Source organism: Neorhizobium galegae bv. orientalis str. HAMBI 540 (genome assembly GCF_000731315.1).
Taxonomy (GTDB): Bacteria; Pseudomonadota; Alphaproteobacteria; order Rhizobiales; family Rhizobiaceae; genus Neorhizobium; species Neorhizobium galegae.
Window position 1 is genome coordinate 2741099 of record NZ_HG938353.1, and the last position, 21069, is coordinate 2762167.

Genomic DNA, 21069 nt, shown 5'->3' on the forward strand with positions numbered 1-21069 from the left:
AATTTCTCGACTGTCGAGAAAAAAGCTTTGACGCTTTCTCCGGCAGATTATCTGGCGGGGGGAGAGCACGGAGGCTAGCGCCCATCCGCCGTCACTCGGGAGGACATTATGAGATCATTCGTAAAGCTGATGGCCGGCGCGGCCATCCTCGTTTCCATGCATTCCGCCACCATGGCGGCCAATCTCGTCGTCGGCGTTTCCTGGTCGAACTTCCAGGAAGAGCGTTGGAAGACCGACGAAGCTGCCATCAAGAAGGCACTTACGGCTGCCGGTGCCAAGTATATTTCCGCTGATGCCCAGTCGTCCGCCGCAAAGCAGCTCACCGACGTCGAGTCGCTGATCTCCCAGGGCGCCAACGCGCTGATCGTTCTGGCGCAGGATTCGAGCGCCATCGGCCCGGCTGTCGAAAAGGCAGCAGCCGAAGGCATTCCGGTCGTCGGTTACGACCGCCTGATCGAAAATCCGGCTGCGTTCTACATCACCTTCGACAACAAGGAAGTCGGCCGCCTGCAGGCGCAGGGCGTCTTTAAGGCGAAGCCTGAAGGCAACTACGTCTTCATCAAGGGCTCTTCTTCCGATCCGAACGCGGACTTCCTGTTCGCCGGCCAGATGGAAGTGCTGAAGGCTGCGATCGACGGCGGCAAGATCAAGAATGTCGGCGAAGCCTATACCGACGGCTGGAAGCCCGAAAACGCCCAGAAGAACATGGAACAGTTCCTGACCAAGAACAACAACAAGGTCGACGCGGTCGTCGCATCCAACGACGGCACTGCCGGCGGTGCGATCGCGGCGCTCGACGCCCAGGGCTTGGCAGGCTCGGTTCCGGTTTCCGGCCAGGACGCCGACAAGGCGGCTCTGAACCGCGTGGCTCTCGGCACCCAGACGGTATCCGTCTGGAAGGACTCGCGCGAACTCGGCAAGAACGCCGCTGAAATCGCTCTGGCACTTGCCGGCGGCAAGAAGCTGACCGAAATCAAGGGCGTCCAGACCTTCGAAGGCGGTCCGAAGAAGGTGAAGATGCAGTCGGTCTTCCTGAAGCCGCAGGCAATCACCAAGGACAACCTGAACGTCGTCATCGAAGCAGGCTGGATCAGCAAGGCTGAAGCCTGCCAGGGCGTCAAGGCCGGCGCAGTGGCTGCCTGCAAGTAACGCATGGCTGTCCGCAGACGATAAACTCACCGACGCCGCAGCACTTCTGCCGCGGCGTCGGTTTTCGGCGTAAGATGGCGCGGCCGCACGAAGGATTACCCGGCGGCTGAACGTCGCGCAGGCGCGGTCCGGCTCGATTTTTTCGAACCGCAGCGCCTCGCAAAAGTGGGGAACGGCAAAAAATGGCCGAGACGATACAGTCCACAACGAATTCCAAGACATCGGGAGCGGCAGGACAGGCGGAAGGCAGTTTCGTTGCCCGCTTCTTCCGCGCGACCGAGATCGACACGCGTATGCTCGGCATGATCGGCGCGCTGCTGATCATCTGGGTCGGGTTCCATATCCTGACGGGCGGCCTTTTCCTGACGCCGCGCAACCTCTGGAACCTCTCGGTACAGACCGCATCGGTCGCCGTCATGGCGACCGGCATGGTGCTTGTCATCGTCACCCGCAACATCGACCTTTCGGTCGGCTCGATCCTCGGTTTCACCGGCATGGTCATGGGGGTGCTGCAGGCAAGGCTTCTGCCGGAGCTGTTCGGCTTCAACCACCCGGCGATCTGGATCATCACGCTGGCCGGCGGCATCGCCATCGGAGCGCTGATCGGTACGCTGCAGGGCTCCATCATCGCCTTTCTCGGCGTGCCCTCGTTCATCGTGACGCTCGGCGGCCTGCTCATCTGGCGTGGCGCCACCTGGTTCGTGACGAGCGGCCAGACCGTTGCGCCGATGGACGTCAACTTCCGCCTGATGGGCGGCGGCACCGAAGGCTCGATCGGCGCCACCTGGAGCTGGGTCGTCGGCATCATCGCCTGTCTCGCCATCATCGCGGCGATCATCAACGCCCGCCGCCAGCGCAAGCGCTTCTCCTTCCCGCGCCGGCCGATCTGGGCCGAATACGTGCTGGTCGCGCTCGGCTGCATCGTCGTGCTTGGCGCGGTCTCGGTCGCCAATGATTATTACTGGCCGATCGCCATCGCCCGCCGTTACGCCGAGGCAAACAACATTCCCTGGCCTGAAGGCGGTCTGCTGATCTCGCAAGGGATCGCTATCCCTGTGCTGATGGCAATCGCGGTCGGCATCGTCATGACCTTCATCGCCACCCGCCTGCGCTTCGGCCGCTATGTCTTCGCGATCGGCGGCAATCCCGAAGCCGCGGAACTCGCGGGCATCAAGACCCGCTGGGTGACGGTCAAGATCTTCGCGCTGATGGGTGTGCTCTGCGCCATCGCCGCGGCGATCTCCACCGCCCGCCTCAACGCCGCAACCAATGCGCAAGGGGAACTCGACGAGCTCTATACGATCGCCGCAGCCGTTATCGGCGGCACCTCGCTTGCCGGTGGCATGGGCTCGATCGCCGGCGCCATGCTCGGCGCGCTCGTCATGCAGTCGCTTCAATCCGGCATGGTGCTGCTCGGCATCGACTCGCCGTTCCAGCGCATCGTCGTCGGCATGGTGCTTGTCACAGCCGTCTGGCTCGACACCGTCTATCGCTCTCGCGCCAAATAACAGGAGTTTTCATCGTGACGGAACAAACCACTCCGCTCGTGGAAATGAAGAACATTTCCATCTCCTTCGGCGGGATCCATGCTGTCGAGAATGCCTCGGTCGATCTTTTCCCCGGCGAGGTCGTGGCCCTGCTCGGCCATAACGGCGCCGGCAAATCGACGCTGATCAAGATCCTGTCGGGCGCCTACAAGCGCGACAACGGTGACATCATGATCAACGGCGAGACCGTTGACATCCGCAACCCGCGCGACGCCAAGAAATACGGCATCGAGACGATCTACCAGACGCTCGCCGTCGCCGACAATGTCGATGCCGCAGCCAACCTCTATCTCGGCCGCGAGCTGCAGACAAAATGGGGCACGCTCGACGACGTGGCCATGGAGGCCAGCGCCCGCGAGGTGATGGGCCGCCTCAACCCCAATTTCAAGCGGTTCAAGGAGCCTGTGAAGGCGCTGTCCGGCGGCCAGCGGCAGTCGGTGGCGATCGCCCGCGCCATCCTGTTCGACGCCCGCATCCTGATCATGGACGAGCCGACGGCAGCGCTCGGACCGCAGGAAACGGCGCAGGTCGGCGACCTCATCAAGCAGCTGAAGCGGGAAGGCATCGGCATCTTCCTGATCAGCCACGACATCCACGACGTCTTCGACCTCGCCGACCGCGTCTTCGTGATGAAGAACGGCAAGGTGGTCGGCCATGCCCGCACCGGGGACGTCACCAAGGACGAGGTGCTCGGGATGATCATCCTCGGCAAGGTGCCGCCCGGCGCCACGCCCGGCCCCGGCGCCATGAAGGTGGCGTGACTGCCAGACAGAATTGCGCCCGCCCTTTGAAGCCCGCCGCTGATCAAGGGTAGCGCAGAGGCGGAACCGGGCTCTCTCCCGGTTCCGCCTTATCTCTTTCAGAGTAGGCCGCGTCCCGTTGCTAAATCGGCAGGCTGTTGGCAGTCCTGCTTCTTGGAACTCCTCTCCTCCCCCAACGTTGGCTTTTCTGAAACCCCAACACGGAGGACCAAAATGCCTGAAGAACGGACTGCACAGGAAGTCATCGAGCACAGGGGAAGACCGGTGAGGACGGCAAAACACCCTTCGTCCGGCCTGCATCCCAAAGAGCGTCTGATCGACAGGGAGAAGACGCCCGGTGCCGGCTCGCTGCCTGAGCCCGATGCGAAGGACGTGGACGCGGGATCGGAGTAACCAACGGCGTATTCGCGCGCCGCGCATGGCCACGTAAGAAGGCGGCGGCCCGTCTCTGCGACGCCGTGGCGCTTGCCCGCTCGGGCACGGATCGGTAACACGGTCTGGAACGATCAGAACGAGCGAGCCGGGCGGGCATGGCGGACGAAACCATCACACTTTACGAGGCGATCGGCGGCGACGCGACGGTGCGGGCGCTGGTCAGGCGCTTCTACGAGCTGATGGACACGCTGCCGGAAGCGGCCCATTGCCGCGCCGTCCATCCGCCGAGCCTCGATGGCAGCGAAGCGAAACTCTACGATTATCTGACCGGCTATCTGGGCGGCCCACCAGTCTATGTGGAAAAACACGGCCACCCGCGGCTGCGCTCGCGCCATTTCGCGGCGGCGATCGGACCTCTCGAACGCGACGAATGGATGCTCTGTTTCCGCCGCGCCATGGACGAGACGATCGAAAATCCGAAACTGCGCGACATCATCTGGCCTCCGATCGAGCGGCTTGCCTTCCATATGCAGAACAGGGAATAGGCCGTTGGAAAGACTCGGCAATTTCAGGCCGTTGATTCTGTTTGTGAGCGGCCTTATGGGCGCGGCCGGCGTAGCTCTGGCGGCAGCGGCCAGCCACGGCGGCGACACGGTTTTCCTCGGCTCCGCCTCGACCATGTGTCTGGCGCATGCGCCGGTCCTGCTGGGACTCTATCTCGGTTACCGGTATTTTCGCACGGCCACGCTTGCCGCGCTCGTGCTGGGTCTCGGCACAATCATCTTTGCGGGCGACCTCGTCTCGCGCCACTATCTCGGCGACCGGCTGTTTCCGCTCGCCGCGCCGGTGGGTGGAACGGGGATGATGCTAGGCTGGCTGATTGTGGCGGCCGGGGCGTTTTTCAGGGTGCGAGAGGTTTAAGGCTTCTCGGTCTCTTCTCCACAGAGAAAAGAGGTGGACCGCCAACTGAGCCTACCGCTTAAACGTCAGGACCTTTGCGCCCTCGATCTCGACAATATCCACTGAGCGCGTCCGATCGACTTTCGGCAGCACCACCACATTGGTCATATCCGCAGCCGCCTCGGCTCGCCTCGTCAGCAGCGCGTAAAGTTCCGGCACCAGCCCGTCGCCGTTCTGTTCGGCAAGCTTGTGCAGGCCGATGAAAAGGCTGGCGTCACGAGGTTCTTCGTTCATCATTGCGTTCCTTCATGGTCTGAAGCGCCCGCTCCAGACTGGATTTGGAGCCGTTGCGAAGCGGTACGAAGGCGACACCGAACTTCTTGCAGCCGGTCTTCACCCTCAGACACGCATCGTGGCTGATACAGTCGATGGGGCAGAAGACGCAGTCGACCGAGGGCAGCACGGTATCGATACGGGAAACCGCTTCACGCAAACCGCCGTCGTGGTGGATAAGTTCCGCGCCGAAATTGCTGGCGATCTCCCGCAGGTGCGCCACCTGACAATCACGGCCGCCGACGTAGAGAAAGCTGCGGACGTCGGTGACAGCCGGCCCCCGCGTTTCGGCGCCTTTCGGTGCCGCGCCGGAATTGCCGTTCTTGTGCTTCTGCTTCTTGGCCATATGCCCCTCGCCGCCGATTCTGCTGAACCGCAGTTCCTCGATGGCCGGCACCATATTAAAGTTGATTTTCAGAGTAAAGATTAAAGTGGACTCTTTTTATCATGATATATCGGGCGCCCTGATACGGCCCCGCCATTTCCAAAAATTTACCGTTTGATAAATTTTTATGCTGTGGTACCTTTTGCCCAATAGTTGTCCATGAATCCATAAAAGAGGGAACTTAAGGATGGAACGACTGGGAAACGGTAAGGCCGGGATCGAGGCTGGCCGCCTCGCCGCTGCCGATTATGAGGCGAATTTCGCCGATCTCCACCCGCGTCTCGACAGGCACGAGGCGCTGGTCGAATCCGATCGCTGTTATTTCTGCTACGACGCGCCGTGCATGACGGCCTGTCCCACCTCCATCGATATCCCGCTGTTCATCCGGCAGATACAGACGGGCAATCCGATCGGTTCGGCCAAGACCATCTTCGACCAGAATATTCTGGGCGGCATGTGCGCCCGCGTCTGTCCCACCGAAACGCTCTGCGAGCAGGCCTGCGTTCGCAACACGGCCGAGGACAAGCCTGTCGAGATCGGCAAGCTGCAGCGTTACTCCACCGACATCGCCATGGAACAGGGCCGGCAGTTCTATAGCCGCAAGGCTCCGACCGGCAAGACGATTGCGGTCGTCGGCGCCGGTCCGGCAGGGCTCGCCGCCGCACATCGCTTGGCCATGCACGGCCATTCCGTCACCATTCTCGAGGCCCGCGAAAAGGCCGGCGGCCTTAACGAATACGGCATCGCCACCTATAAGGCGGTCGACGACTTCGCCGCCCGCGAAGTGGACTACGTCACCGCGATCGGCGGCATCGAGATCGTCAACGGCCAGGCGCTCGGCCGCGATTTCTCGCTGTCCGACCTCTCCGCCAAATATGACGCCGTTTTCCTCGGCATGGGCCTTGCAGGCGTCAACGGCCTCGGCATCGAGGGCGAAGCGCTTGTGGGCGTAGAGGATGCGGTGGATTTCATCGCCGCCCTTCGCCAGGCAAAGGACAAGAGCGTACTGCCGGTCGGCCGGCGCGTCGTCGTCCTCGGCGGCGGCATGACCGCCATCGACGCCGCCATCCAGTCGAAGCTGCTCGGCGCCGAAGAGGTGACGATCTGCTATCGCCGCGGCAAGGAGAACATGAACGCCTCGCCCTACGAGCAGGATCTGGCGACCGCCAACGGTGTCATCATCCGCCACTGGCTGGCGCCGAAATCGATCATCGACAAAGACGGCAAGGTCGCCGGCATCGAGGTGGAATATACCGCGATCCGCGACGGCAAGCTGATCGGCACCGGCGAGACCGGCATCATCGCCGCCGACCAGATTTTCAAGGCGATCGGCCAGACCTTCTCCGCCTCGGGCCTCGGCGCGCTGCAGTTCGAGAAGGGCAAGATCGTGGTCGATCCGGAAGGCCGCACCTCGATCGAGGGCGTCTGGGCCGGCGGCGATTGCATCGGCACCGGCGAGGACCTGACCGTCTCGGCCGTCGCGCAAGGGCGCGACGCCGCAGAAAGCATCGCAAAAGCCCTGGCTGCCGCAGCGCAGCCGGCAACCGCAGTGGCTTGAGGGGAGAACGATCATGGCTGATATCCGCAACAATTTCGTCGGCATCAAATCCCCCAACCCGTTCTGGCTGGCGTCGGCGCCGCCGACCGACAAGGCCTACAATGTCGAGCGCGCCTTCAAGGCGGGCTGGGGCGGCGTGGTCTGGAAGACGCTCGGCGAGGAAGGCCCGCCGGTCGTCAACGTCAACGGCCCGCGCTACGGCGCCATCTGGGGCGCCGACCGTCGCCTTCTGGGTCTCAACAATATCGAGCTGATCACCGACCGCGACCTCTACACCAACCTTCGCGAAATGAAGGAAGTGAAGAAGAACTGGCCGGACCGGGCGATCGTCGCCTCGATCATGGTTCCCTGCGAGGAACAGGCCTGGAAGGCGATCCTGCCGCTGGTGGAAGAGACCGAAGTGGACGGCATCGAGCTCAATTTCGGCTGTCCGCATGGCATGTCCGAACGTGGCATGGGTTCCGCGGTCGGCCAGGTGCCTGAATATATCGAAATGGTGGTGCGCTGGTGCAAGCAGTATACCCGCATGCCCGTCATCACCAAGCTAACGCCCAATATCAGCGATATCCGCCACCCTGCCCGCGCCGCCAAGCGCGGCGGCACGGATGCCGTCTCGCTGATCAACACGATCTCTTCGATCATCTCCGTTGATCTCGACACCTTCTCGCCCAACCCGTCGGTCGGCGGCAAGGGCAGCCATGGCGGTTATTGCGGCCCGGCGGTCAAGCCGATCGCGCTCAACATGGTCGCCGAAATCGCCCGCGATCCGGAGACCTACGGCCTGCCGATCTCCGGCATCGGCGGCATCACCACCTGGCGGGACGCAGCCGAGTTTCTGGCGCTCGGCGCCGGCAACGTGCAGGTCTGCACCGCAGCGATGACCTACGGTTTCAAGATCGTTGAGGAAATGATCACCGGCCTCTCCGACTGGATGGATGAAAAGGGCCACCAGTCGCTTGACGACATCATCTGTCGCGCGGTCCCCAACGTCACCGACTGGCAATATCTCAACCTCAACTACATCGCCAAGGCGCATATCGACCAGGACGCCTGCATCAAGTGCGGCCGTTGCCACATCGCCTGCGAGGACACCTCGCACCAGGCGATCACCAGCATGGTCGATGGCGTGCGCCATTTCGAGGTAATGGAAGAGGAATGCGTCGGTTGCAATCTCTGCGTCAACGTCTGTCCCGTCGAGAACTGCATCACCATGGAAGCCCTGCCCGCCGGCGAACTCGACAAGCGCACCGGCAAGGTGGTCGACCCGACCTACGCCAACTGGACGCAGCATCCGAACAACCCGATGGCAAGGCAGGCCGCGGAGTAAAATGGCACGGAGACAGGAGGGCGGCCCGGCCGCCTTCCCTTTCACGCCACTTCTGAAAACTGATCCCAGGCGCGCACCGTGTCGGCTGCATATATCAGCGCGGGACCGCCACCCATATAGGCGCCCATCGCCGCCACTTCGGCAATCTCCTGCCGCGTAGCGCCGAGTCCGTGTAACGCCTTGGTATGGAAGCCGACGCAGCCATCGCACCGCGGGGTGATACCGATCGCGAGCGCAATCAGTTCCTTCGTCTTCCTGTCCAGCGCGCCATCGGCGCCGGCCCCCTTCGACAAAGCATAAAACCCTTGCATCGCGTCGGGCGTCAGCTTCCGCATCTCGGCGGTGTAAGCGGATATGTCCCTGGTGATCTGGCGATAGTCTTTCGTCATTTCGGCCTCCTGCAATCTTTACAATTCATATTTTTATGATATAAGAAAAACATGAACTGTAAAGAGCACCCATGGATCTGACCGACGAAATGCCCGCGAAGGCCGAGGAAGTGGCGAACTTCCTCAAGGGCCTGGCCAATTCCCACCGGCTGCTGGTGCTCTGTGCGCTGGCGGAGGGCGAGCGCAATGTCGCTCAGCTGATCGAGGCGACCGACATCGCGCCGACCTCGATGTCGCAGCATCTGGCCAAGCTGAAGGAAGAAGGCATCGTCGACTTCCGGCGGGAACACCGCACGCTTTTCTATTTCATCGACCATCCGGCCGTCAGCGAACTGATGGGCATCCTCTATCAGCATTTCTGCAAGGGAAAATGAGATGAGCACCGAAACCACGAGAACCGTATCCGCGACGCAGGCAGCCGACTGGTTAGCCGCGGGCGATGCGATCCTGATCGACGTGCGCGAGCCGGACGAGTTCCGGGCCGAGCATATTGCCGCCGCCGCCTCGCTGCCTCTTGGTACCGTGGGCGACCTGCGGCAGAACCTGAAGGTCCCGGAAAACCGAAGGATCGTTGTCCATTGCCTGAAAGGCGGACGCGGCGAACAGGCCTGCCGTAAACTCGAGGATATCTTGCCGGCTCACCGGATCTACAATCTCGAAGGCGGCATCACCGCATGGAAACAGGTAGGTTTGCCTGTCGTCGGGCTCGCCAAAGGTAAAGGTAGGCCATCGATCTTTCGCCAGGTGCAGATGATCGTCGGGAGCCTCGTGCTGCTTTCCGTGGCTCTTGGGTTTCTTGGCCTGACGCCTGCTTTCGCGTTGGCCGGATTTTTCGGCTTCATGCTCGCCTTTGCGGGCTTCAGCGGTTGGTGCGGCCTCGCCCTCCTGCTTCAGCGCATGCCTTGGAACCGGGCGGCCTAACGCGAGCCTGGAAGGGGCGGAGTGTTTCTCGGCGTTCTGGTTCTGGCGCTCCTGATCAGGAAGGCCATGCGATCGCGCGCGAGGGCGGCCTTGTCCAGCTTGAGGTGCTCGCTGAATTCCACGGAGCCGTGTTCCGGCGTCTTCAGAAGGCAGCGGTAGTGCATGCCTCCCTCGCCGTCGCTTTCCGCGTCGATGGTCGGAGCCGGCAGGCGATCGGGATCGATGCGCTCCTCGTCATGGGTCCAGGGCCAGCGGCGAATAACGATCCAGCTGCCGTCGCTCTTCTGCCGGACCGAGACGATCGGCCGTGTGAGTGCTCCGAATGCCAGCCAGCAGCCGAGGCCCCAGAAAAAAGCGATAGTGAGAGCCCTGAACGGTTCCTGGGCGATGCCGCTGTCACGGAGGAAAACCCAGGTCATCAGCACGAGAATGGCGAACCAGGCGACAATGAAAAGCCAGCCATACAGCGGTCGCAGGTTCCTAAAAAGCAGTCTCTCCATGGGTTTTACCTCCCAAGACTTCTTTCGGTCCGCAATTATAACACAACGCCCGCAATATGCGAATTATCTAAAGAATGAGTACGGAAACAAAGAGGCCCGGCGGGTTGGCCGGGCCTTCTTCGTACTGGATGCCTGCAATGAGTTCAGGGCGATCAGTTCGGGCGGTTTGCGCCGTCGAAATAGTCGCCGCTGTTGACGTCGGCCTGAATGTTAACCTTCCGGGCTTCGACCTTCTGGCCGATGCTGCCGGTCTGAACCTGATCGACGGTGGCGGAAGCCTTGGAGGCGCCTTCATAATAGTCGCCTTCAGCGAGAGCGGCGGAAGCGAAGGAAGCCGAAGCGATGAGAGCTGCAGCGATTGCGGAAGTGATCTTGGTCATGGTGGTAGTCCCTTCAGAGTTACCCGCGGCTTTGAGTTTGCGACCTGGCCTGCGGAAATTGTTTCGGTATCTTGAATGAGCTGCAGTTAGTTCGGGCGGTTGGCGCCGTCGAAATAGTCGCCGCTGTTGACGTCGGCCTGGACCTTGTCGTTCTGGCCGATGCTGCCGGTGCTGATGCGGTCAACGGTGGCCGAAGCAGCAGGAGCGTTCTGGACGCCCTGGTAATAGTCGCCTTCGGCAAGAGCGGCAGAGCCGAACGAAGCCGAAGCGATGAGGGCTGCGGCGATGGCGGAGGAAATTCTGGTCATTGTCTTCTTCCTTGATGTGGTGGAGCCGAGTTTCTCGAAGCCCCTCTGTGTGTTCGATCTTGTCTTTCGAAGCTCGTTCCCGCGCTTCTGATGCTCAAGATGGTGCAAGTCGGCCGCCGGGAATAGACAGCAAATTGCAGACGTATTGTTCACAAATACTGAACGACTTAAATTTTATCGTTCACACAAAGCACTTAGACATCTGGGGCGGATTTGGCCGAGGGCTCAGCGGGAGCGGGCTCGTTCAATAGGTCGAGCATGGCGCGCAGCGCCCGGGTGACGTGCCGCTCGCCATGGAAGATTGCCGAGAACTGGCGGAGCGGCATCGGGAAATCCGCAATATGAAGCCGGCCGGAAAAGGAGTGGGACGATGCTGCCCGGCTTGAAAGCACCGTCGCGCTCAACCCTGCCTCCACCGCCGCCATCGCCGCTTCGTTCGACGGCATTTCAAGGACAACGGACAATGACTGCGGCTCGATGCCGAGATTGAAGAGCTGTGCCTCGAAGGCCGAGCGTGTGCCGGATCCCTGTTCGCGCATGATCCAGTTGGTTTCAAGAAGATCGCTCGATCGGATCTTGCGGCCGTCCGCCCAGGGATGGCGGCTGCCCACGACCAGCACCAGCCTGTCCTCCGCCACCTTGCGGCGTTTCAGCCCGGCCAGAAACACCTCGCCTTCGACGACCGCGAGTTCCGCCGCCCCGGTCAGCACCGCCTCTGCCGCGCTCTGGGTATTGCCGACGGTAAGCCGCAGGTCGACGCGCGGAAACCGCTCGTGATAACTGACGAGCCGGGCCGGCAGCCAATAGCTCGCGACCGTCTGGCTGGCATGGATCCGCAGGATGCCCGAGGCCGACCCGCCGAGATCGGCAAGCACGTGCTCGGCGGTCTGTGCCCGCTCCAAGACGGCGCGCGCTTCCGGCACGAAAAGTTTTCCCGCTTCGGTGAGCTCGATGCGCCGCCCGACCCGGTTGAAGAGAATCACGGCATGGCGCGCCTCCAGCGCCGAGATCGCCGCGCTCACCGCCGATTGCGTCAGGTTCAACACTTCCGCGGCCCTCGTCACATGTTCGCGGGCGGCGACTTCCAGAAAAATTCGGAGCTGATCGAGGGTCATCGTCTCAAAACCATTCGCTTTTAGCGAACGATATCAGAAAACTTATCAATTGGATTTGTGTTTTTGCAAAAGAGAGAATGGTTTTCGACAAGTCCAGAGACTCGCGGAAAAATCATGAAGCCGATCCTGCCAACCGCAGAACAGCGCGCCCTCCCCTCCTCGGCTCAGTGGCCGGTTATCGTCCAGCTTCTTCCCGGACTTCTGCTGACCGCCGCGATCGCTACGGCCTCCCTCACCATCCGCAACCTGACCGGATGGATGACGCTGAGCCCGCTCATCCTGTCGATCGTTTTCGGCATGCTGATCCGCAATCTGGCGCCGGTTCCGGCAGCCGTCGAACCCGGCATCGGCTTTTCGCTGAAGCGTATCCTGCGCTTCGGCATCGTGCTGCTCGGCCTGCAGGTCACGGCAGGCCAGATCCTCTCGCTCGGCGGCACCGGCCTTGCCATGGTAGCGCTGACGCTCGTGACCACCTTCGTGGCGATCCGGCTGGTTGGGCGAGCCATGGGCGTCGACAGGTCGCTGACCGATCTGATCGCCGCTGGGACTTCGGTCTGCGGCGCCTCGGCCGTCATCGCCGCCAATACGGTGGTGCGCGGCAAGCAGGAGCATGTCGCCTATGCGGTCGCCTGCGTGACATTGTTCGGGTCGCTGTCGATGCTTGCCTATCCGCTGCTCGCCGCCCCGCTCGGGCTCGACGCCCGCGGTTATGGCCTGTGGACCGGCTCGACCATCCACGAAGTCGCGCAGGTGGTGGCCGCCGCCTTCCAGGGCGGCGATGTCGCCGGCCAGTTCGGCACCATCTCCAAGCTCGCCCGGGTCGTCATGCTGGCGCCGCTGATCATGACGCTGGCGCTCGCCATGCGCTCCGGCGCGGACGGTACATCGAAGGCCTCGGCGCCCATGCCGTGGTTCGTTCTCGGCTTTATCGGGATGATGCTGGTCAACAGCGCGGTCGCCATTCCGGCAGAGGTGAGCCAGACGCTCGTAACCGCGACCAGCTTCCTGCTGTCGATGGCGCTTGCGGCCATGGGACTGCAGACCGATATCCGCAAGCTGAAGGCGGAAGGCTGGCGGCCGCTCGCGCTCGGCGCGTTCGGCTGGCTGTTCATCGCGGTTTTCGGCTACGCGATGCTGAAGCTGTTCGCGTTCTAAGGAAAATCAGATCGAAGGGATGGGGCCGCGTCATCCAATGGCGCGGCCTTTTCGTCGTCTATGGGTCAGCAGGGCTTCGGCTGGTCGTTCTTCGGCTCGGAATCCCGCACTGCTTCGTCGTGATACCAGCAATTGGTATCGACAACACTCAACGCAACCTCATGGATCCCGGTCGGCGCGGTCCGGCCATCCTCCAGCCGCCGTCTTGGGCGGACCGGAAACTGATAGATCGTTGCTGACTCACGATGGATGTGAATTGCCATCCTATCGTCTCCTAACTTTAAAAGTGCATCCAAACACGCACAGAGCACAAATCTGCACATTTTTTGTGCTTATTGCATGATTTTATATCATTTTTCCGACTCGCGCTAGGCGCTAATTTAGCGGCAGCGCGGTTCCGGCGATCTATTTTGCTCGCAGGAACCTCCAGCGGGGAAACGTGTGCCAACCGACCCCGGTTCCGGGCAATCTTGATAGAACCTTTAAAACTCGGAGATTTCATGAGACCGTGCTGATCTACCGGACCTTTAGTCCCTCTCAGCGCTCCGCCTGCGACCTTTCGTTCACACTTTTTTAATCCAAAACCGTCGCTCCGATGCAAACTGGCACGGGAAATGCGTTCTTCTGGTTACCCCGGAGGCGCGGTATCGTCGCGATGCCGCTTCCTCAGGATGGCTCAACCATGAACGTCACGGCCTGAGAGATAAAATATGACCAAGTATAAGCTCGAGTACATCTGGCTCGACGGGTACACCCCGGTACCGAACCTGCGTGGCAAGACGCAGATCAAGGAATTCGACACCTTCCCGACGCTCGAACAGCTGCCGCTGTGGGGCTTCGACGGTTCGTCGACCATGCAGGCCGAAGGCCGCTCGTCCGATTGCGTGTTGAAGCCGGTTGCGCTTTATCCCGATCCGGCCCGCACCAACGGCGCGCTCGTCATGTGCGAAGTCATGATGCCGGACGGCGTCACGCCGCATGCGACCAATGCCCGCGCAACCATTCTCGACGACGAGGATGCCTGGTTCGGCTTCGAGCAGGAATACTTCTTCTACCAGAACGGCCGCCCGCTCGGTTTCCCGGAACAGGGTTACCCGGCTCCGCAGGGTCCGTATTACACCGGCGTCGGTTACTCGAACGTTGGTGACGTCGCCCGCGAAATCGTCGAAGAACATCTCGACCTCTGCCTGGAAGCCGGCATCAACCACGAAGGCATCAATGCCGAAGTGGCCAAGGGCCAGTGGGAATTCCAGGTTTTCGGCAAGGGCTCCAAGAAGGCCGCCGACCAGATCTGGATGGCACGCTACCTGCTGCAGCGCCTGACTGAAAAGTACGGCATCGACATCGAATACCACTGCAAGCCGCTCGGCGACACCGACTGGAACGGCTCGGGCATGCATTGCAACTTCTCGACCAAGTACATGCGCGAAGTCGGCGGCAAGGACTATTTCGAAGCGCTGATGGCTGCTTTCGACAAGAACCTGATGGACCACATCGCCGTCTACGGTCCGGACAACGACAAGCGCCTGACCGGCAAGCACGAAACGGCTCCGTGGAACAAGTTCTCCTACGGTGTTGCCGACCGCGGCGCTTCGATCCGCGTGCCCCACTCGTTCGTCAAGAACGACTACAAGGGCTACCTGGAAGACCGCCGTCCGAACTCCCAGGGCGACCCCTACCAGATCGCTTCCCAGGTTCTGAAGACGATCGCCGAAGTCCCGACCAACCGGGCTTCCGCCGCCGCCTGATACCAGGCTCGGCAATTGGTAAATAAGAAGACGCCGGCCTCAGCGCCGGCGTTTTTCGCTTTCGGATTTGGGAAGAGGCTCAGGCGCGCGCCCGCAGCCCGTCGATGAAGAGCTGTTCCAAGAACCGAGCCGCATCCTCGAAACGCCCCTCGCCCGCATAATTCTGACCGAGCACGGCGCGCACCTGCACGTCGAAGTCGGCATAATGCTGGGTCGTCGACCAGATCGAGAAGATCAGGTGGTAGGGATCGCATTTGGCAATCTTGCCGGACCGCGCCCAGGCCCGGATCACCTCCGCTTTTTCATCGACCAGCGCCTTCAAAGGGCCTTTCAGCTCGTCCTCGATATGCGGCGCGCCCTGCAGCACCTCGTTGGCGAAGAGCCGGCTCTCGCGCGGGAAATCGCGGGCCATTTCGAGCTTGCGGCGGATATACGAACGAATCTCGGATTCCGGATTGCCTTCTGCATCGAAAGCGCGCAGCGGCTCCAGCCAGGTGAACAGGACCCGGTCGATCAGGTGACGGTGGATGGCTTCCTTGGTGCGGAAATAATAAAGCAGATTGGGTTTCGACATGCCGGCGGCCTCGGCGATCTGATCGATCGTGGCGCCGCGGAAACCGTTCTGGGAAAATACGTCGAGCGCCGCTTCGAGGATACGCTCCTCCTTCTCTTCCTGGATGCGGGTGCGTCTCTGCGTTTTCGCCGCCCTCGGGATGGCCATGCGTGTCCCTGCCCTCTTCCGCGTCCGTTTGCGCTTTAGAAATTCCGTGGATTTTTCTTGATTTTCGTCTTGAGTGGCGCGGCGGAAATAGTAATGTTTTACCAAGCGGTCAAATTATCGGCGACAAGCGGAATAAACGCAATGCCGATCTTCAAGTGCTGTGGCGCGCGAAGGACCGACGGGAACGAAAAGCATGCCGCCCGCTCCGGGTGGACGTAAAACAGGCGAGGACTAAAAAATGGTGGCAGCACCCGGCGAGAACTTGCGCATCAACGGCGATCGTCTCTGGGACATGCTCATGGACATGGCGAAGATCGGCCCCGGCATTGCCGGCGGCAACAATCGCCAGACGCTAACGGATGCGGACGGCGAAGGCCGCCATCTCTTCAAGCGGTGGTGCGAGGCCGAGGGGATGACGGTCGGCGTCGACAGGATGGGCACCATGTTTGCCACCCGCGCCGGCACCGATCCAGATGCGCTGCCAGTCTATGTCGGCAGCCATCTCGACACCCAGCCGACCGGCGGCAAATATGACGGCGTTCTCGGCGTGCTCGGCGCGCTGGAAGTGGTGCGCACCATGAACGACCTCGGCATCAAGACCAAGCACCCGATCGTCGTCACCAACTGGGCGAACGAGGAAGGCGCGCGGTTTGCGCCGGCCATGCTGGCATCGGGCGTGTTCGCCGGCGTGCATTCGATCGACTATGCCTATGGCCGCAAGGATCCGGACGGCAAGACCTATGGCGACGAGCTGAAGCGCATCGGCTGGCTCGGCGACGAGGAGGTCGGCGCGCGAAAAATGCACGCCTATTTCGAATACCATATCGAACAGGGGCCGATCCTCGAGGCCGAGAACAAGCAGATCGGCGTCGTCACCCACTGTCAGGGCCTCTGGTGGCTGGAATTCACCCTGATCGGGCGCGAGGCGCATACCGGCTCGACGCCGATGAACCTGCGCGTCAATGCCGGACTCGCCTTCGGCCGCATCCTCGAAATGGTGCAGGCGGGGGCGATGTCCGAACAGCCGGGCGCCGTCGGCGGCGTCGGCCAGGTGTTCTTCTCGCCGAACTCCCGCAACGTTTTGCCGGGCAAAGTGGTCTTCACCGTCGACATCCGCACGCCCTCCCAGGAAAAGCTGGACCGCATGCGGGCGACGATCGAGAAACAGGCGGCCGAAATCTGCGAGCCGCTCGGCGTCGGCTGTTCTGTCGAGGCGGTCGGCCATTTCGATCCGGTGACCTTCGATCCGGTCCTAGTCGGCCGTGTCCGAGAAGCGGCAGAAAAGCTCGGCTACAGCCATATGAACATCATCTCCGGCGCCGGCCACGACGCCTGCTGGGCCGCCAAGGTGGCCCCCTCGACGATGATCATGTGCCCCTGCGTCGGCGGGCTTTCGCACAACGAAGCGGAAGAGATTTCCAAGGAATGGGCGGCGGCGGGGGCGGATGTGCTGTTCCATGCCGTGCTGGAGACGGCGGAGATTGTGGAGTAGCATTGCAACCGCCAACCTTGAGACAGGAAACGGACAATGGGACGACCAAGGGAAATATCACCCGAAGAACGAGCCGAACTGATCCGCCAGGGATATCGGCCGATTGAGATCTGGGTACCGGACCTCACCCACGAAGCTTTCCGCCGACAGGCGGAGGAAGAAATGCGCCGGATCGCAGAAGCGGATGCGAAAGAAGACATTGAGGACTGGATCGAAGCCGTTGGCCCAGCCGATTGGGACAAGCCGTGAAGTTGAGCCGAGGAGACGTCGTGATCGCGGTCTTTCCTGGTGAACTTGGCAAACCTCGGCCCGCCGTTATTCTTCAGGCTGACGAGTTTCTCGTGACCTACACGACAGCTCTAGCCTGCCCTTTGACGACGCATCTGCTTGAAGCACCGCTTCTTCGGCCGATCATCGAGCCCAGTGCTCAGAACGGGCTCCAACATCTGTCTCAGGTCATGGTCGAGAAGATCACGCCGGTCAGAAAAGAGGTCATCGGCCAGCAGGTCGGCCGTCTGGCCGATAGCGACATGAGCCGAATTGAAATCGCCCTCGTCCACGTCACCGGATTGACGCATACCATCGCCCCCGAAAGGGATCCAAAACGAACAGGGGAACAACAATGACCACAGTCATCAAGGGTGGAACCATCGTCACGGCCGACCTGACCTACAAGGCGGACGTGAAGATCGACGGCGGCAAAATCATCGAGATCGGCCCGAACCTTGTGGGCGATACCACGCTGGATGCGACGGGCTGTTATGTCATGCCGGGGGGCATCGATCCGCATGTGCATCTCGAAATGCCGTTCATGGGCACCTATTCCGCCGACGACTTCGAGAGCGGCACGCGGGCGGCGCTCGCCGGCGGCACGACCATGGTGGTCGATTTCTGCCTGCCCGAGCCCGGCCAGTCGCTGCTCGACGCGCTGAAGCGCTGGGACAACAAGGCGACCCGCGCCAATTGCGACTATTCCTTCCATATGTCGGTCACCTGGTGGGGCGAGCAGGTCTTCAACGAGATGAAGGCGGTCGTCGCGCATCACGGCATCAACACCTTCAAGCATTTCATGGCCTACAAAGGCGCGCTGATGGTGAACGACGACGAGATGTTCGCCTCGTTTTCGCGTTGCGCCGAGCTTGGCGCCCTGCCGCTGGTGCATGCCGAAAACGGCGACGTCGTCGCCGCCATGCAGACCAAGCTGATGGACGAGGGCAATAACGGCCCCGAGGCGCATGCCTATTCCCGCCCTGCCTCCGTCGAGGGCGAGGCGACCAACCGCGCCATCATCATCGCCGATATGGCCGGCGTACCCCTCTATGTCGTCCACACATCCTGCGAGCAGGCCCATGAAGCGATCCGCCGCGCCCGCCAGAACGGCATGCGCGTTTATGGCGAGCCGCTGATCCAGCACCTGACGCTGGACGAGAGCGAATATTTCAACAAGGACTGGGACCATTCGGCCCGCCGGGTAATGTCGCCGCCATTCCGCAGCAAGCAGCATCAGGACAGCCTGTGGGCGGGCCTCGCCTCCGGTTCGCTGCAGGTGGTAGCGACCGACCACTGCGCGTTCACGACCGACCAGAAGCGCACCGGTCTCGGCGATTTCAGAAAGATCCCGAATGGAACCGGCGGCCTCGAAGACCGGCTGCCGATGCTGTGGATGCATGGCGTCGCAACCGGCCGCATCACCATGAACGAGTTCGTGGCAGTGACCTCCACCAATATCGCAAAGATCCTCAACATCTATCCGAGGAAGGGCGCGATCCTGGTCGGAGCCGACGCGGATATCGTCGTTCTCGATCCGAACAGATCGAAGACGATCTCGGCCAAGAGCCAGCAGTCGGCGATCGACTACAACGTCTTCGAAGGCAAGGAAGTAACCGGCCTGCCCCGTTATACACTGACCCGCGGCGTCGTCGCGATCGAGGACGGGGCGATCAGGACGCAGGAAGGTCACGGCCAGTTCGTCAAGCGCGAGCCTTATCCGGCGGTCAACAAGGCGCTGTCGACCTGGAAGGAACTGACCTCGCCCCGCAAGGTGGAACGGTCAGGCATTCCGGCCAGCGGGGTTTGAACGGGAAACGATGTCCTTTCCGCAGAATGGCGCAATCTCAAGCCACCAGCCCGTCAAGCTCCGGCAGCAGCACGACGCTTTCCTGTTCGTTCGGGTCGGTGCGGGCGATCACCGCCGAACAGGGCGCGTCGGAAATGTTCGCCGGCAGGTGCGGCACGCCGGCGGGGATATACATCATCTCGCCGGCCGAGAGTTCGGCACATTCCTCCAACCGGTCGCCATACCAGGTGACGGCCGAGCCGGAGAGTACGTAGATGGCGGTCTCGTGGGTTTCATGCAGATGGGCCTTCGCCCGTGCGCCCGGCGGAATGGTGAGGAGGTGCATGCAAATGCCTTTGGATCCGACCGTTTCCGCCGCGATCCCCTCGAAATAGCTCAAGCCCTGCTTGCCATCGTAGGCCGCACCGGGTTTGACGACACGGCAGGTGGGTTTTGATGCATTGTCCATTGCCAGTTTCCTCTGTCGAACGGGATCTGCCGCGAGCATATCATGACGGTTCGGGAGCGGGAGCCAACGAAAAGAAGATCAGCACACCGCAATGATCGATATCCTGCGCAACGGTGACGTCTATACTGTACGCTTCGCAGACGGATTTGAATGGGGGCCTTTCGAGACATGTCATTGAATAACATCCGCTTCACCATCGCATCCGCGATGCTTGCCGCAATCTCGGTTGCCGTTCCCGCCGGGGCCGTGACCTTCCTTGACGGCGCCTATGGCAGCAAGGAAGGCTGCACTTATGCCGAGACCGGCGAATCGTCCGGCGCCGACGATTTCCTGCTGCTCAACGACGAAGGCGTGACGACATCCGTTTCTGCCTGCGAATTCAAGGGTGTTCCCAAGAAGACGGCAAACGGTTTTACCATCAAGGCACAATGCGATGCCGAAGGGGAAAAGGGGCCGGAAGACACTGCGACGCTCACCAAATCCGCCAAAGGCTACACCGTCAGTTTCCGCGACGGCACCAAGCTGGGACCGATGCCGAAATGCCGATGAACAATACTCCATCCTCCGTTGTCTCGGCGAGCAAGCTCGGCCTCACCTTCGAGACCGGCGACGGCCCGGTTCACGCGCTGTCGAATGTCGATCTCACGGTGAACAAGGGCGATTTCGTTTCCTTCATCGGCCCGTCCGGCTGCGGCAAGACAACGTTCCTGCGCGTCATCGCCGACCTCGAAAAGGCGACCGCAGGCGAGATCACCGTCAACGGCATGACGCCGGAAGAGGCACGCAAGTCGCGCTCCTACGGTTACGTCTTTCAGGCGCCGGCGCTTTATCCCTGGCGGACGATCGAGAAGAACATCGCTTTGCCGTTGGAGATCATGGGCTATTCGTCAGCGGACCGCAAAGCCCGCATCGAGCGCACCCTCGATCTCGTCAACCTTGCGGGCTTCGGCAAGAAATACCCCTGGCAGCTTTCCGGCGGCATGCAGCAGCGCGCCTCGATCGCCCGCGCACTCGCCTTTGACGCCGATCTGCTATTGATGGACGAACCCTTCGGCGCGCTCGACGAGATCGTCCGCGATCACCTGAACGAACAGCTGCTGAAGCTGTGGGCGCGCACCGAAAAGACCATCTGTTTCGTCACCCACTCTATCCCGGAGGCGGTCTACCTCTCGACCCGCATCGTCGTCATGTCGCCGCGTCCGGGCCGGGTGACCGATATCATCGAATCGACCTTGCCCAAGGAACGCCCGCTCGAAATCCGCGAGACGCCGGAGTTCCTGGAGATTGCGCATCGGGTGCGCGAGGGGCTGAGGGCAGGGCATAGTTATGAGGAATAGAGCTTCCCATTCCGCGGTTACCCCCCTCTGTCCTGCCGGACATCTCCCCCTCAAGGGGGGAGATCGGCTGGGCGTGCCGGCTTCGCAAAGCATCGAACGCCACCGGCGCGGCAAATTCAAATCCGAATTGAGGGCAAGGCAGA

General features: G+C 61.6%; 28 protein-coding genes. 18 read left to right on the forward strand and 10 right to left on the reverse strand.

What is annotated here, in order from left to right; all coding sequences use genetic code 11:
• The first annotated feature begins 108 nt into the window (after positions 1-108).
• The 6 genes from xylF to RG540_RS13605 all read left to right on the forward strand — a co-directional run bounded on the left by xylF (position 109) and on the right by RG540_RS13605 (position 4753).
• The gene (gene xylF / locus RG540_RS13580) at positions 109-1149 is read left to right on the forward strand and encodes a D-xylose ABC transporter substrate-binding protein (RefSeq protein WP_038588796.1); all 1041 of its coding nucleotides are present in this window, start codon (positions 109-111) and stop codon (positions 1147-1149) included.
• A 182-nt stretch (positions 1150-1331) separates the two neighbouring features.
• Entirely contained in the window at positions 1332-2657 is a 1326-nt protein-coding gene (locus tag RG540_RS13585) for a sugar ABC transporter permease (protein WP_038588799.1), read from the forward strand.
• A gap of 14 nt (positions 2658-2671) precedes the next feature.
• Positions 2672-3457, forward strand: coding sequence for an ATP-binding cassette domain-containing protein (locus RG540_RS13590; RefSeq protein WP_038588802.1), 786 nt, complete (start codon positions 2672-2674; stop codon positions 3455-3457).
• A gap of 213 nt (positions 3458-3670) precedes the next feature.
• Positions 3671-3850, forward strand: a complete 180-nt coding sequence (locus RG540_RS13595) for a hypothetical protein (RefSeq protein WP_038588805.1) — start codon at positions 3671-3673, stop codon at positions 3848-3850.
• Between the two features lie 137 nt (positions 3851-3987).
• Positions 3988-4377, forward strand: coding sequence for a group II truncated hemoglobin (locus RG540_RS13600; protein WP_038588808.1), 390 nt, complete (start codon positions 3988-3990; stop codon positions 4375-4377).
• Positions 4378-4432: 55 nt separating this feature from the next.
• Complete coding sequence (locus RG540_RS13605; protein ID WP_051909630.1) at positions 4433-4753, forward strand: DUF423 domain-containing protein; 321 nt, start codon at positions 4433-4435, stop codon at positions 4751-4753.
• A 51-nt stretch (positions 4754-4804) separates the two neighbouring features.
• Here RG540_RS13605 and RG540_RS13610 read toward each other — a convergent pair whose 3' ends face one another.
• Positions 4805-5026: a hypothetical protein gene (locus tag RG540_RS13610; protein ID WP_038588815.1), complete on the reverse strand. Its 222-nt coding sequence runs from the start codon at positions 5024-5026 to the stop codon at positions 4805-4807.
• Entirely contained in the window at positions 5007-5411 is a 405-nt protein-coding gene (locus tag RG540_RS13615; protein WP_038593771.1) for a DUF2325 domain-containing protein, read from the reverse strand. Before RG540_RS13615 ends, RG540_RS13610 begins: the two co-directional genes overlap by 20 nt.
• A 226-nt stretch (positions 5412-5637) precedes the next feature.
• On the opposite strand from RG540_RS13615, the gene RG540_RS13620 reads away from it, so the two are divergent.
• Both RG540_RS13620 and preA read left to right on the forward strand, forming a co-directional pair.
• On the forward strand, positions 5638-7008 hold the full coding sequence (locus RG540_RS13620) for an NAD(P)-dependent oxidoreductase (protein ID WP_038588818.1): 1371 nt from the start codon (positions 5638-5640) through the stop codon (positions 7006-7008).
• A gap of 13 nt (positions 7009-7021) precedes the next feature.
• The gene (gene preA / locus RG540_RS13625; RefSeq protein ID WP_038588821.1) at positions 7022-8335 is read left to right on the forward strand and encodes an NAD-dependent dihydropyrimidine dehydrogenase subunit PreA; all 1314 of its coding nucleotides are present in this window, start codon (positions 7022-7024) and stop codon (positions 8333-8335) included.
• 41 nt (positions 8336-8376) lie between these two features.
• On the opposite strand, the gene RG540_RS13630 is transcribed toward preA, so the two are convergent.
• On the reverse strand, positions 8377-8724 hold the full coding sequence (locus tag RG540_RS13630; protein ID WP_038588824.1) for a carboxymuconolactone decarboxylase family protein: 348 nt from the start codon (positions 8722-8724) through the stop codon (positions 8377-8379).
• Positions 8725-8795: 71 nt separating this feature from the next.
• On the opposite strand from RG540_RS13630, the gene RG540_RS13635 reads away from it, so the two are divergent.
• Complete coding sequence (locus tag RG540_RS13635; protein WP_038588827.1) at positions 8796-9098, forward strand: ArsR/SmtB family transcription factor; 303 nt, start codon at positions 8796-8798, stop codon at positions 9096-9098.
• A gap of 1 nt (position 9099) precedes the next feature.
• Entirely contained in the window at positions 9100-9645 is a 546-nt protein-coding gene (locus RG540_RS13640) for a rhodanese-like domain-containing protein (protein ID WP_038588830.1), read from the forward strand.
• Here the strand turns inward: RG540_RS13640 and RG540_RS13645 are convergent.
• The 4 genes from RG540_RS13645 to RG540_RS13660 all read right to left on the reverse strand — a co-directional run bounded on the left by RG540_RS13645 (position 9642) and on the right by RG540_RS13660 (position 11948).
• Complete coding sequence (locus RG540_RS13645; RefSeq protein ID WP_038588833.1) at positions 9642-10145, reverse strand: hypothetical protein; 504 nt, start codon at positions 10143-10145, stop codon at positions 9642-9644. The two genes, RG540_RS13640 and RG540_RS13645, sit on opposite strands and share 4 nt — an antisense overlap.
• 152 nt (positions 10146-10297) lie before the next feature.
• Positions 10298-10525, reverse strand: a complete 228-nt coding sequence (locus RG540_RS13650) for a hypothetical protein (RefSeq protein ID WP_038588836.1) — start codon at positions 10523-10525, stop codon at positions 10298-10300.
• 86 nt (positions 10526-10611) lie between these two features.
• The gene (locus RG540_RS13655) at positions 10612-10833 is read right to left on the reverse strand and encodes a DUF680 domain-containing protein (protein ID WP_038588839.1); all 222 of its coding nucleotides are present in this window, start codon (positions 10831-10833) and stop codon (positions 10612-10614) included.
• 194 nt (positions 10834-11027) lie between these two features.
• Positions 11028-11948 (reverse strand): LysR substrate-binding domain-containing protein, encoded by a 921-nt coding sequence (locus tag RG540_RS13660; RefSeq protein WP_051909409.1) that lies wholly within the window; start codon positions 11946-11948, stop codon positions 11028-11030.
• 114 nt (positions 11949-12062) lie between these two features.
• Between RG540_RS13660 and RG540_RS13665 the strand changes: the two genes are divergently transcribed.
• The gene (locus tag RG540_RS13665; protein ID WP_080724939.1) at positions 12063-13103 is read left to right on the forward strand and encodes a YeiH family protein; all 1041 of its coding nucleotides are present in this window, start codon (positions 12063-12065) and stop codon (positions 13101-13103) included.
• Between the two features lie 65 nt (positions 13104-13168).
• Here RG540_RS13665 and RG540_RS13670 read toward each other — a convergent pair whose 3' ends face one another.
• Positions 13169-13366, reverse strand: a complete 198-nt coding sequence (locus RG540_RS13670; RefSeq protein WP_038588842.1) for a DUF2735 domain-containing protein — start codon at positions 13364-13366, stop codon at positions 13169-13171.
• A 447-nt stretch (positions 13367-13813) separates the two neighbouring features.
• Between RG540_RS13670 and RG540_RS13675 the strand changes: the two genes are divergently transcribed.
• The gene (locus RG540_RS13675) at positions 13814-14851 is read left to right on the forward strand and encodes a glutamine synthetase beta-grasp domain-containing protein (RefSeq protein WP_038544528.1); all 1038 of its coding nucleotides are present in this window, start codon (positions 13814-13816) and stop codon (positions 14849-14851) included.
• A gap of 79 nt (positions 14852-14930) precedes the next feature.
• Here the strand turns inward: RG540_RS13675 and rutR are convergent, their stop codons facing one another.
• Positions 14931-15572: an HTH-type transcriptional regulator RutR gene (gene rutR / locus RG540_RS13680; RefSeq protein WP_038588845.1), complete on the reverse strand. Its 642-nt coding sequence runs from the start codon at positions 15570-15572 to the stop codon at positions 14931-14933.
• A 238-nt stretch (positions 15573-15810) separates the two neighbouring features.
• On the opposite strand from rutR, the gene RG540_RS13685 reads away from it, so the two are divergent.
• Genes RG540_RS13685 through hydA form a run of 4 tightly spaced genes read left to right on the forward strand, consistent with a single transcriptional unit; the run spans position 15811 to position 19141 of the window.
• Positions 15811-17064, forward strand: a complete 1254-nt coding sequence (locus tag RG540_RS13685; RefSeq protein ID WP_038588848.1) for a Zn-dependent hydrolase — start codon at positions 15811-15813, stop codon at positions 17062-17064.
• Positions 17065-17100: 36 nt separating this feature from the next.
• Positions 17101-17313: an antitoxin MazE-like protein gene (locus RG540_RS13690; protein WP_038588851.1), complete on the forward strand. Its 213-nt coding sequence runs from the start codon at positions 17101-17103 to the stop codon at positions 17311-17313.
• A 20-nt stretch (positions 17314-17333) separates the two neighbouring features.
• Positions 17334-17690: a type II toxin-antitoxin system PemK/MazF family toxin gene (locus RG540_RS13695; RefSeq protein ID WP_051909411.1), complete on the forward strand. Its 357-nt coding sequence runs from the start codon at positions 17334-17336 to the stop codon at positions 17688-17690.
• Positions 17687-19141 carry a dihydropyrimidinase gene (hydA, locus tag RG540_RS13700; RefSeq protein ID WP_038588854.1) on the forward strand — a complete coding sequence of 485 codons (1455 nt, stop codon included), beginning with the start codon at positions 17687-17689 and terminating at the stop codon, positions 19139-19141. Before RG540_RS13695 ends, hydA begins: the two co-directional genes overlap by 4 nt.
• A 37-nt stretch (positions 19142-19178) precedes the next feature.
• Here the strand turns inward: hydA and RG540_RS13705 are convergent, their stop codons facing one another.
• The gene (locus tag RG540_RS13705) at positions 19179-19589 is read right to left on the reverse strand and encodes a cupin domain-containing protein (protein ID WP_038588857.1); all 411 of its coding nucleotides are present in this window, start codon (positions 19587-19589) and stop codon (positions 19179-19181) included.
• A 168-nt stretch (positions 19590-19757) separates the two neighbouring features.
• On the opposite strand from RG540_RS13705, the gene RG540_RS13710 reads away from it, so the two are divergent.
• Both RG540_RS13710 and RG540_RS13715 read left to right on the forward strand, forming a co-directional pair.
• Positions 19758-20138: a hypothetical protein gene (locus tag RG540_RS13710; RefSeq protein ID WP_038588859.1), complete on the forward strand. Its 381-nt coding sequence runs from the start codon at positions 19758-19760 to the stop codon at positions 20136-20138.
• Positions 20135-20926 carry an ABC transporter ATP-binding protein gene (locus RG540_RS13715; protein ID WP_038588862.1) on the forward strand — a complete coding sequence of 264 codons (792 nt, stop codon included), beginning with the start codon at positions 20135-20137 and terminating at the stop codon, positions 20924-20926. Before RG540_RS13710 ends, RG540_RS13715 begins: the two co-directional genes overlap by 4 nt.
• Positions 20927-21069: the final 143 nt, after the last annotated feature.